The sequence below is a fragment of the Rhizobium sp. WSM1328 genome (assembly GCF_057653715.1).
On the sequence record NZ_JBYGKO010000004.1, the window covers coordinates 165,534 to 176,951 of the forward strand.

The window sequence follows — 11,418 nt, forward strand, 5'->3', positions numbered from 1 at the left end:
GACTGTGACCGGAGTGGCAACCTTCAAGTCCACCAGCCCGCTCCTCGTTGGGACTGTCCCCGTGGGCAACACCAACGGCTTCAACACCACGCTCCTGGCACCGTACAAGACGCAGTCCGGGTCGCCCTGCAAGAATGGCGGCCAGGACATCAACACCCTCACGGCATCAACCCCGGGACTCGTGACCTCTTCGGGAACCTGCTTCCCCAAGGGCTCTATGACATCGGCTGCTACGAGACAGTTTGACCTTTTCCTCCCAAAAAGCGCGAAGGGCGGTCGTCGATGCGACGCCGCGCTTCCGCCGCGCGACAGTTGAAATGAGACAGGGCAGACAGCTTGATGGCATCCAATGACGATACTCTTCGCGCGCTCGGCCGCGTCGAAGGCAGATTGACCGGCATCGAGGACAGTGTTTCTCATCTTCGCGAAGGGGTCAGCGACGGCAACGTCGATGGTCAGATCCGCGAGGAAATCAAAACCCTCAAGGACACCGTCGAAAAGAACCATGAGGCGGTCGCCCCGACACTCGAAGAGTGGAAGAAAATGAAGACCCTCGGCTACGGCATCTCGGGGCTCATCGCTTTCGCCGGCCTGACGATCGGCGGCATCATTGCCTATGCCAGTGATGGGGCAGTGGCGGCGCTTCGGCATTGGTTGAAGATTAACTGATTGCTCGCGATTTGCTCGGCGTATCAAAAAGAAGCTCCGTCGAAACGGGGCAGTTTGGGAAAGGGCGGATCGCACAGGCTGAAGGAAGGGATGGCGGCCGGCCCCGGGATTGGGGCCACCTGTACGATCCTGTGGGCTAACAATAGATTGCCAGAAATGTTCCTGTGCGGTTCCGTACAAGAGTTAGAGAGCGGATCACCGCCCGTCGCTTGAGGCTTATTCCCCGGGCGCTGTTCAAATCATACGGTTGTGGTGATTTTCGTTTAAATGCACGGGAAGAACCGACGGCTGTCCCGGCGCCTCGATCAGCCGCTGGTACTCCTGTTCCGGCACGCCGTAGCAGCCGCCGGCGATTTCGATGAGCTTGTCGCGGTCCAGGATGCGGACATTGCCGCGTCTCGATTTGATGGCATGGATCCCCTCAAGGACGTGCAGCTCATTGGTGACGCCCGACCGCCTGATGCCAAGCATCAGCGCCAGGAACTCATGCGTCAGGGGCAGATCATGGCCGTCGATGCGGTCGTGACACATGAGTAACCAGCGTGCCAGCCGCTGATGTACGTCATACTGAGCGGCTGCCAGAGCACTGTGGGCAAGCTGCAGCTCGCAGGTGCGCAGGATCGCACAGGGCGGCACGGGCGTGCCCCGATGGCGGGGCACGCCCATGGACATAGCGCAGCAGCAGTTGCCGCACATCCGCGTTCTCAAGCGTCGGAAGAAAATCCTCCTTAGCGACCTGAAGCCCGTGGCCTGACACCTGCATGAAGGTCTTGTTGGGCGTCCGATCCACGCCGAGAATAACGGGGTATCCGACAATGCCTTCGCGGCCGATGTGGCGGACTTCGACGCTTCTGCCCTCGGCGCTTTCGGCGACCATCGAGGCGAGGCCGCTCTCAATAAAGCAGACATGTTCAATTGGTTTGCGCGGCAGCACGAGTGGGCGCTTGACAGGAAGATCGATAGGTTCGAGGAACGGCGCGAGAAGCTCGAAAGCATCCTCCGGAAATCGCCGCAACAACCTGTTATTCACCCGCCTCTGCAGCAATTCTGTCATGAAATCGCACCATCCGGAATGTCAAAACGATAACCTACTCCTTTCGTTCGAGGGCTTCAGGCTCCGTGCGGTTTTGACAATTCCAACGAGCGGCCACGCGTTTGCGCCAGGCCGCTATCCCAGGCCGAAAGCGGACCGGAAACCGCTGCGACTCAGAAAAAAGCCCCGCGTGCAGGCAACCGCGTAGGAGACCAGGAGTTTGAGATCACAAGTTCAGACGGCGCAGTTGTGAAGATAGTTTCCTTCAAATCTGCGGCTGGTTTGGAGTGATCGTCAGTGAGAAGCGCAAATCCGCTTAATCAATGCGGCGAGTTGCTCACCCCAGATGATTACAAAACGATGGTTGCCCGTGGGAATCAGTACCTCGATCGTCGAGAGCTCGTCGGCTTGCTCTCCGGCGTATTCGATGGCTGCTTGCAGAGAGATGAAGTGTTTGTTCGCAGTGCCGGGGAGCCAGCTGTGAACTGTGATCGGAGTGGTCGAATACATCAACATCATTTCAGCCAACTTCGTCTCCACCAGTTAAGCGAGAGTCATGCATATCAAGTTTCAACCTGGTGTAAGACGTGAAAAACCAAATCTGGTTACTGGTCTGTTCATGCCAGCCGAGTTGACCTCGGTGATTAAAAAATGCCCCGCCGAGACGGGGCAAGTTAACGAGCCTTAGGGAACACACCATTGCGTTCTCCGATCTAACAAAGAACGGGTCAGGCCGGTTCCCTGTGCGCTTTCGTACAATCTTCCAGAGCTTAAACACCCCGAGAAAGAAAATCCCCGCAAGAGCGGGGCTTAGGTAGGGGTGGTTTCTAGGCTAGATCGCGTCGTGGCGCTGCAAAACCTTCTTGCATAGGCTTGCTATGTTAGCAATAAGTAATACTTTATTTCCACAGGCGTGCTCCGAAATTAAGCATGTTTCGTACGATTTCGCTCTGAAGGATAAAGTGACTTCAGGTTACAGCAATGCTGAGTATTATTCCGCAGGCCGCTCAGCGATAATTTGCTAACCCCAAGCATCGCTTCTCCTGTGCGCTCGGGGTCACCATAAACCCAAGACTAGCGAATTATTGTTCGCCCAATCTCTCGGAGAGATGCTGGAGCAAAGTGTCATGGTTCCGTGAACTCTGGAGCGCATCGACAGCCGCAGCGAGGGCAAATTGCCCGCGACAGCTCCGAATGTCGCAATGATGTTGAGAACACCATTCCGTCACGGCATCGACCACAACATCAATATCATGGTCGCAAAGGGAGGTCAGCGCTGGAAACATCTAGGTGTCCATAGATCTGTGGCCGGGCTATCGGACTAATTTCGGGGATCCAACCTGAACCTCAGATGAAGGGGCAATATGCGCAATCACCCCAGTCGTTCCCCAGTGGGCCGAAACGCCAAAAAAGCCCCGCCTTAGGTGAGACGGGGCTAGTTTGGGTTCGGCGGGCCGCGTATTGAAGTGTATGGTAGGCTGCCAAACAATCTCTGCACGGCCCGACCCCTTACGATCGGCGGAGCCAATTGTTCCCGCGCCGACGAATTTTTTCAGCCTTTCACCGGCCATGCAATTCCAACAATTTTGCGTAATGCTGCTCGACCCTCCGGCATGCTTCCCGCGTGGTCTCTTCCCAACCGCTGTGTGGTACGATCTGCTTTCGCACCCAGGGGATGTGGGTGATGTTCCACTTCCACATACCCATCTTAGTGTGACTACTTTGGTCCAGCTGGATGCGGCCGAACGACTGTTCGCCGTCGAAACCGCTGAAGTCCTGATGTCCTTCTCCTGGCCACGTCTCGCGCCATTTGTATTTTGGCAGGTATTGCTTTGGCACCTGGTACCTCCGACGGTCTAGCGATGTCGCTAACTGTTCTGGACTTGGCCGAAATCAATAACTCTTATTGGGCAATTGCTTTTTTTAAGACATTGCTGATGGGATGGCGGCATGACAAAGCCGCCGAGACCAAAACCGCTCCAGCAGGATACAGATAAGCCGATTCGTTCCCGCGCTCGCGAAGCGCGAGATCCTGCTCAGCCGAATCTTCCCCTCGCTGCCCGTGCAATCCGCGGCAACATCGACTATACTTTCGTCCGCTGAATATCTCGGCTTGTTCGTCGGTCGTTCCTTCAGGAGAAAGGGCGCTTCGCAAGGTGAGTTTGCAGCAATTGCCTGATCTCATCGGCTCACCCGCGGCCGTGGATCCGCAAGGGGTATTCGGATGAACCCGAAACGACGTCCCTACATCGAACTTGCAGTCGCGCTGGCGATAAGCTTTCCTGCCATCGCCGCCGCGCAGCAGACGTCGGCCAAGACGCCGCGGATTGGCCTTCTCGCCTGGTTGCCTTGCGGTATGCCGTATGCGAGCCAAACCAGTGAGTTCGGAATCTTCATGCGAGGGCTTCACGATCTGGGCTACGCGATGAACGAACTCAGCTTCGAGTGCCGGAGCGCGAGTAAGCAGGACAATCACCTTGCGGCTGCGGCGAGGGACCTGGTGCAGCTCCGCGTGGATGTGATCGTGACGTCGTCTCAGCCGGCGGCGCATGCCGTCCAAAGGGCGACTGAAGCAATCCCCATCGTGACCATCATCAGCGGCGACCCAGTTGCGGCGGGCTTGGCGAACAGCCTCGCGAAACCTGGGGGCAACCTCACCGGCGTCACCTATTACGCCACCGAACTCGCCGCCAAACGGCTGCAGCTTTTGATGGAGGCAATGCCGGGGCTTGCCGCGGTCGGCGTGCTGGCGAACCCGGTGGTGTCATATCTCCCCTTCGAAACGGACACCAAGCAAGCTGCCGGCCAGCTCGGAGTGGCTTTGAGCCTCCAGCAAGTCAGCGAGCCGGGCGAACTCGATGCCGCGTTCTCGCGCATGAAGGCCGATGGCGCTCAAGCTGCCTTGGTGCTTCCCGACCTCATGCTGGCCGACCAGTCGTCGCGGATCGCCGCCTTGGGGATCAAGCATCGCCTGCCGATCATGGCTTGGGGCTCGTGGTACGTCACGGACGGCTGCCTGATGGCATATTCGGCGGACTATGCGGTAATGCAACATCGGCTCGCCTATTATGTCGATCGCATTTTGAAAGGCACCAAGCCAGGGGAGTTGCCGATCGAGCAGCCGACGAAGTTCGACTTGTCGGTCAATCTGAAGACGGCCAATGCGCTCGGCATCGAGCTACCGCAGACCGTTTTGCTGATGGCTGATGAAGTCATCGAGTGAGGATGATGTGCGACGTTCGGTCCAGCCTCAAGCCCCGATGCGCCGATCGCTGTTCCGGAAGTACTTCCTCGCCTTCTTCGCTGCGGTCATTGTTCCGCTGGGCGTTAGCGGCATCGGCGATGCGTGGTTCGGCTATCGCGAGCAGCGTTCCATGCTCAGCACTCTATTGCGGGTGGAGGCCACATCGGCCGCATATAAAATTCAGAGCTTTCTCGACGGCGTCAAGGATCAACTGGGTTGGACGGTGCAGCAAGACTGGACCGCTGATGCGGAGGGACAGCATCGTATCGATGCACTGCGGGTGATGCGCCAAGCGCCGGCGATCGTCAGCATCACCCTTATTGACGATGTCGGCCTCGAACGGCTGCATGTCTCCCGTATCGACTTGAACAGGATGGCAGGCGGATGGGATCGCTCTGGCGATCCTGCTGTCGTGGGAGTTCGTTCGAATGGCTCATGGTTCGGTCCAGTCACGTTTCGAGGCGGCTCCGAACCTTTCATGACCATTGCCATGGCCGGAAAGCGTAAGGCAGGTGGCATCGTCGTCGCCGAGATCAACCTGAAGCTTGTCTGGACGGTGGTTTCGGAAATTCGCGTCGGCAGTCGTGGCCGAGCCTTTGTTCTCGACCGGGCCGGCCGGCTCATTGCCCACCCCGACATCAGCAAGGTGTTGCGGGGAACGGACGAGAAGACGGCGGCGGCTCATGCGAGACTGCGCGACGAGCTCGCCGCCGCGGGAGGAGAGGCGACCACGGCCAGCAACGCCGAGAACGAACCAGTCGTGACCGCCATGACAGCGATCCCCAATCCCGGTTGGACCGTGTTCGTGGAGCAGGCGCAGGCCGAGGCTTTCGCACCGCTGTATGCGTCATTGTGGCGGACTGGCGGCCTGCTGCTCGCCGCCGCCATCTTCGCATCGGCGCTTGCCTACTGGCTTGCCAGGCGGATGACCGGGCCAATCCGCCTGCTGGAGGAGGGCACCGAAAAAATCGGTGCTGGACAATTCGAGCACCGGATCGAAATCGCCACGGGAGACGAATTCGAACGGCTGGCGGAGCGGTTCAATGAAATGGCGCAAGAACTCGCCGTGTCGCGGGATCGTTCGGAGCGGATCGCGCGGCTGAAGCGTTTTCTAGCGCCGCAGGTCGCGGAACTCGTCGAAACTTCCGGGGACGAGAGCGTGCTCGCCGGACAGCGTGTAGAAGTGGTCGCTGTGTTCTGCGATTTACGTGGCTTCACCGCTTTTTCGGCGCACGCCGAACCTGAGGAGATCATGCATGTCTTGCGCGAGTACTATGAGGCGCTCGGCGCGATCATCACGCGCTACGGGGCCACGCTGACCAACTTCGCGGCGGACGGTTTGATGGTGCTCGTCAACGCCCCGGTACCGTGCGCGGATCCGGCGCTTCGTGCTGTTGAGATGGCCATCGACATGCAGGATGCCATCCAGCGCCTGATCGCCGAATGGCGTCTGCGCGGCCACGCGGTCGGCTTCGGCATAGGACTGGCGATGGGATGGGCTACAGTCGGCCGAATTGGTTACGAAGCCCGGGTTGACTACACCGCGATCGGACACGTCGTGAACCTGGCATCGCGACTCTGTTCGTCCGCCGCTGATCGCCAAATCCTCGTCGATCACGTCGTGGCGCAATCCGTGGGTGGAGAAATCTTATTGGTCGCTCTCGGCCCGCGGCAGCTCAAAGGTTTCGACGAGCAAATACCTGCTTGGAAGGTCGGAGCATGAATCGGAAGATCAAACGGGGCATGCTTGCCGCCAACGCCGACCTCGACAGTGGGCTGACGGTCCTGAAGAAAAAGCGACCTTGACTCCTTCACCAAAAAGAACAAAATAGGAACATTCCTGCGGCAACCTGATATTCCTATTCCAGCGTGGAGGATTTGGCATGCCCACCATTTTGTACAGAAACGATCAGAAAATCTCGCCAGGCGATGTCATGAAATTCGCGGTCTACGCGGAGCACGTCAGCAGACAGTGCTATGACCTTTTCGAGGAAGACGGGTCGAGGTCTCGATCAGAAGCTCTTTCCCGTCGAGCGCAAGCCGTGTCTGATTCACTCGATTTTGGAGATGAACCGCACTTCTTGGCGGAGACGACGAAGAAGGTTCTCGACCTTCGAGATCTGGTCTCCGGCATGTGCTTCGATACGTTCGGAGAGCGCGGCCATATGGGCAAGTCCATGGACCTTCTCGGCATGGCGCGGGACGTGGACGAAGTGCTTGAAAAGCTCGTTATCTACCATCTTTCCCCGGAGGAGTTGGAAGCGGCAGAGACGGAATGGGCACATGAATCCCAGTTCCATGCGAAGATCGAAGGGGACAATTTGACGCGCGATGGGCCGGGCACCGGGGCGAGCGCTTGAAATCCTGCCGCGTATGATCTCCAGACTTTCGGCATGAGAGCGGCGGCCGGCAGTATGGCCTGCAGGGCTGGCCAGAAAAGCCCTCAGATATCAGCTGGTCGTGACGCGAAGGGGATCTCTTTAATAAAAAAAGCCCCGCCTGGGCGGGGCAAGTTCGGTGGCCTTAGAGGAACACACCATTGCGTTCCTTCCAGTCTAACAACCAAGGGGCACGCCGGTTCCCGGTACGCTCTAGTACCGATCCTCCAGAGCTTAACTGCCCAGAGCAAGAAAAATCCCCGCAAGAGCGGGGCTTAGATAGGGGGGTGGTTTCTAGGCAGGAACGCATTATGGCGTTGCTACAACTACTTTGCATAACCCTCCTACGTGAGCAATGAATAATATTACTTTCCACAGGTTCGCTCAGAAATTAATCAAATATCGTACGATTTCGCTCAGAAGGACAAAGGGTCTTCAAATTACACGTGCGCTGAGTATTATTCGGTAGGCCGCTCAGCGATTACTTGCTAACCCCAAGCATAATGTCTCCTGTGCGTTGGGCGGCCTCCAACCTCTCGATTGGTTCCGCTGTCGCGAAATCCATGCCTTGACCTGCCCTTCCTTGAGTAGCTTCTGACGGTTCTCTTCATCATTCGCTCGCAGTGACCCCGATGACCGCGCGCAATGCGCCTTCATTAGAACGTGATTACATGCGATGATGGGACATCATCCGCCATCGATCCAGGCGCGGATGGCTAAGAGAACCCGATTGCTCTTGCCTGTACAGGAGCAATGGCTGGATGGCTCGCTACTTTTTCAACGTCCATGACGGCATCTCGATTCCGGACACTCTGGGCTCGGAGCACCCGGACCTGCAGAGCGCCCGTACCGAGGCTGTGGAGACCATAGCCGAGCGGCTGCGGGGCGCTCTGTTGACGAAGGGTGACGTTTCTGCGTGGCTTATGAACGTCACCGATGAGCGCGGCTTGACCGTCATTGTTCTATCCTTCACGGCGGCCGTCCAAATCGTGGATCATGTGAATGTCACTGGGCAAGTGCCCGGCGCGTTGTAGAAATGTCAAAACCGCACAGACGGCTTAGCCCCTCTTGGCCTGTACTGGTGCTTTGACCCATAAGCTTAACATTGCTGACGCGTCCCCGTGACGTCGACATGAGATCGGGCTCAATCCCGCCGGAGGCTGGGCCATGTCCGACTTTTCGCAGTCTGATGTTCGAAACCTACTTCTGAGAGCGCTCGAGCCCGAAGCGTACGATCTGCTGCGGCCCGCGATGCAGCCGGTAGCGCTCCCGGTGAAATTCGAAGTGATCGCGCCGGATGTGCCAAGTGAGGCCGCCTACTTCCTGGAAAGCGGGCTGGCATCAGTTGTTGCCACCAACGCCGATGACGAATCCGTGGAGGTCGGGCATGTCGGATATGAGGGCATGGCTGGGGCTCATGTGCTGCTGAAGGTCAACCAAACTCCGAACAGGACCTTCATGCAGGCCGAGGGGCACGGAATTTCGGTGCCGGTATCCGTGCTTCATTCCATGGCGGAACGGATTCCGTCGGCCAACGACCTGCTTCTCAGATATGCGCATTGCTGCGATTTGCAGCTTGCCCATTCCGCCCTTGCCAATGCCCGCTACAACATGCCTGAACGGCTGGCGCGATGGCTGCTGATGTGCCACGACCGGCTGCGGGACAAGAATCTGCCTCTCACCCACGAGTTCCTCTCGCTTATGCTCGGCGTCCGGCGTGCGGGGGTCACCAATGAAATTCACATCCTCGAGGGCGTGCACGCCATCAAGGCCACGCGCGGGAATATTCGGATCCTGGACAGGCCGAAGCTGGAGGACATAGCCGGTGGCTCCTATGGTGTTCCTGAGCGCGAATACGAACGGCTCGTCGGATTTCCCATCAGGCAGGCTTGAGCTCAGAAAAAGCTGCAGCTTCTCTCATGCGTCGCTGCGACTGGTTAGGTGGGATTACGATTTGGACCCGCGGGACGGGGACGAGCTGACATCAGCCATAGCAGATAGTTCAGCGATAAACATTTCCCGAACGTAGTGCTGCCGTTCGCAATGCCTCGATTTGATACTCTCTCAGAAGTACGCCGCCGTCTTGTTATAGATGTAGCGGCCACAAAACTGGGACGTGACAGCCGCCAACTTGTGGTTCATATGAATTGGATGACAATGTTGCCTGTCAAAACTCGGAGAGAATGGCGCATGCGTAGAATTCTATTAACTGGACTATCCGTATTGTTTCTCGGAGCGCAAGCTATTGCTGCTACCGCGATGACTGGAAAAGAGCTTCAAGCTCTGCTTTCGGACGGCAAGGTGATTGTGCTGGGCGGGCCAAAAGAAGGCTACAACGGCGAGCTTTCGGTTCTCAAGGACGGTACCGCACATGGTTCGGTCAAACTCGATTCCGGAGATGTGATCACCATTGACGGCGTGTGGCACATTACTGGCAACAAGTTCTGCCGCACGTGGAAGGGCGGAACGGACGCTGGGAAAGAGGTATGTGAGACCTGGAATAAAACAGGTCCTAAGTCGGTTACCGTGTTGAACGGAAAAGAGAATATCGGCAAGAACTCCTGGAAGTAGTGTCGAGCAAAGGCGCTATCAAGGCTCGGCCGCCTCTAGCTCCACCCGAGCACCTGTTCCTGTTCGCAAGATTATGAGGGAAGTGCTCTAAGCACCACCAACGAGTCGGCCCAGAAGGGGGCGAGATTGTCGGTGTCGCTCAGCCAACCTCCTGGAGTGTCGATGCCGATGGGCCGAAACGCCAAAAAAAGCCCCGCCTTAGGTAGGACGGGGCTAGTTTGGGTTGCGGTGGGCCGCACATTGAAGTGTAGGGTGGCTGCCATATCAAATCTCTGCACGACCCGACTCCTTACGATCGGCGGAGCCGAATTGTTCCCTCCCGACAGATTTTTTATCGGCCTTGCGGCCGGCCATGTCATTCCAGCAGTTTTTCATAATACTCCTCGACCCTCCGGCATACCTCCCGGGACTGCACTTCCACCGCTGACAATACATCAAAAGGACGCCCCCCGATCGTCCTTTGAGCAATCTGGCAAACGCGCATCGTCAGGACTAAGCTGTACCAGTTCGTGTTTTGGAGCAGCGCCATGGAGCTGGTCGTCGAATACTGCCTGCACAAGCTTGGAGGCTTTTTTTACAAAACTTACTATCTGAATGGTGAGGCAATGGCGCTCAGTTTCGCCATTTCCATTGGCCTGGTTCTGACGGTTTTCGCGGTGGAACTCACCTATGTGGGGTTCGGCAATTCGGGATTCCGTCGGGTTTTCTTCGAACGCAGCAGATCCACAATCACCGATATCGTTTATTTCGTCCTTCAGGCGACCGGAATGATTACGCTATTCGCGGCGCTTGCGTCATTTGGTCTGTCCTATGCCATCACCCGCGCGGCTAGGGATGCCCCCCACCTGGACCTTGCCGGGAGGCTGCCAAGCTGGGCACATGTTCTCTTGTTCCTAGTGCTGACAGACTTCTTGAGCTACTGGCAGCATCGGTTGATGCACCGGCTGCCCGTACTATGGCGGCTGCACGAATTTCACCACGCAGCCGAAGAGTTCAACGCGCTGACTTCGTCGCGGGAGCATCCGCTGGAGAAGGCCATAAACATGGCCATCATGGTCGTTCCGGCGCTGCTTATCGGCCTGCCAACGGCCGAATTCGCCTTCGTGACCATCACCTTTGGCGCCATTGGCCTGGTCAAGCACAGTGCCATTCCCTGGCATGGCTGGTTTGGCAAATACGTGATCCAGTCACCACGCGACCACTTCATCCATCACTCCCGAGTGCGGGAACATCACGACAAGAATTTCGCCAATTATTTCCCGATCTGGGATCATTTGTTCGGCACCTATTACGAGGGCGATGCAGACGGTGCAAAGCTCGGTCTGGACCGCGACTACTTCAACCAAACCGATCCGTTCCGCGAAAGCATCGCCACGGAAATCCGTTTCTTCCAACGCGCGGGGCAAGCGGTCAAGGCCAAGTGCGGCATAAGCCTCATAAGCGGAAAACCTGCCTCGCCGCAGGGGCTGTCGGGCACGGAAGAGCGCCGGTAGCGCGAAGTTGGCATCGCTCTGTTGTGATAA

Annotated in this window: 10 protein-coding genes and 2 pseudogenes; 9 read left to right on the plus strand and 3 right to left on the minus strand. The window is 57.5% G+C overall.

All coding sequences use genetic code 11. The features are described 5' to 3' along the window. The first annotated feature begins 339 nt into the window (after positions 1–339). Positions 340–669 carry a DUF1515 domain-containing protein gene (locus tag AC2444_RS31915; RefSeq protein ID WP_128449989.1) on the plus strand — a complete coding sequence of 110 codons (330 nt, stop codon included), beginning with the start codon at positions 340–342 and terminating at the stop codon, positions 667–669. A gap of 234 nt (positions 670–903) precedes the next feature. Here the strand turns inward: AC2444_RS31915 and AC2444_RS31920 are convergent. The 3 genes and pseudogenes from AC2444_RS31920 to AC2444_RS31930 form a co-directional block, all read right to left on the minus strand. Then, positions 904–1,723 (minus strand): annotated as a pseudogene (locus tag AC2444_RS31920) (Crp/Fnr family transcriptional regulator). 273 nt (positions 1,724–1,996) lie between these two features. Next, on the minus strand, positions 1,997–2,221 hold the full coding sequence (locus AC2444_RS31925) for a hypothetical protein (RefSeq protein ID WP_206615951.1): 225 nt from the start codon (positions 2,219–2,221) through the stop codon (positions 1,997–1,999). Positions 2,222–3,262: 1,041 nt separating this feature from the next. Then, positions 3,263–3,541, minus strand: a complete 279-nt coding sequence (locus AC2444_RS31930; protein ID WP_128449991.1) for a hypothetical protein — start codon at positions 3,539–3,541, stop codon at positions 3,263–3,265. 111 nt (positions 3,542–3,652) lie between these two features. On the opposite strand from AC2444_RS31930, the pseudogene AC2444_RS31935 reads away from it, so the two are divergent. The 8 genes and pseudogenes from AC2444_RS31935 to AC2444_RS31970 all read left to right on the plus strand — a co-directional run. Next, a pseudogene (locus AC2444_RS31935) lies at positions 3,653–3,757 on the plus strand (non-homologous end-joining DNA ligase); the annotation flags it as partial. 169 nt (positions 3,758–3,926) lie between these two features. Next, entirely contained in the window at positions 3,927–4,925 is a 999-nt protein-coding gene (locus AC2444_RS31940; protein ID WP_128449992.1) for an ABC transporter substrate-binding protein, read from the plus strand. Then, entirely contained in the window at positions 4,909–6,669 is a 1,761-nt protein-coding gene (locus AC2444_RS31945) for an adenylate/guanylate cyclase domain-containing protein (protein WP_245461283.1), read from the plus strand. Before AC2444_RS31940 ends, AC2444_RS31945 begins: the two co-directional genes overlap by 17 nt. A gap of 160 nt (positions 6,670–6,829) precedes the next feature. Next, positions 6,830–7,306 carry a hypothetical protein gene (locus tag AC2444_RS31950; protein WP_128449993.1) on the plus strand — a complete coding sequence of 159 codons (477 nt, stop codon included), beginning with the start codon at positions 6,830–6,832 and terminating at the stop codon, positions 7,304–7,306. A gap of 779 nt (positions 7,307–8,085) precedes the next feature. Continuing rightward, a complete protein-coding gene (locus tag AC2444_RS31955; RefSeq protein WP_128449994.1) occupies positions 8,086–8,358 on the plus strand; it encodes a DUF6894 family protein in 273 nt (90 codons plus the stop codon). 133 nt (positions 8,359–8,491) lie between these two features. Further along, positions 8,492–9,217 carry a Crp/Fnr family transcriptional regulator gene (locus tag AC2444_RS31960; protein WP_128449995.1) on the plus strand — a complete coding sequence of 242 codons (726 nt, stop codon included), beginning with the start codon at positions 8,492–8,494 and terminating at the stop codon, positions 9,215–9,217. 297 nt (positions 9,218–9,514) lie between these two features. Next, entirely contained in the window at positions 9,515–9,895 is a 381-nt protein-coding gene (locus AC2444_RS31965; RefSeq protein ID WP_017996646.1) for a hypothetical protein, read from the plus strand. A 527-nt stretch (positions 9,896–10,422) separates the two neighbouring features. After that, positions 10,423–11,388 carry a sterol desaturase family protein gene (locus AC2444_RS31970; protein ID WP_128449997.1) on the plus strand — a complete coding sequence of 322 codons (966 nt, stop codon included), beginning with the start codon at positions 10,423–10,425 and terminating at the stop codon, positions 11,386–11,388. The last annotated feature ends 30 nt before the right edge of the window (positions 11,389–11,418 follow it).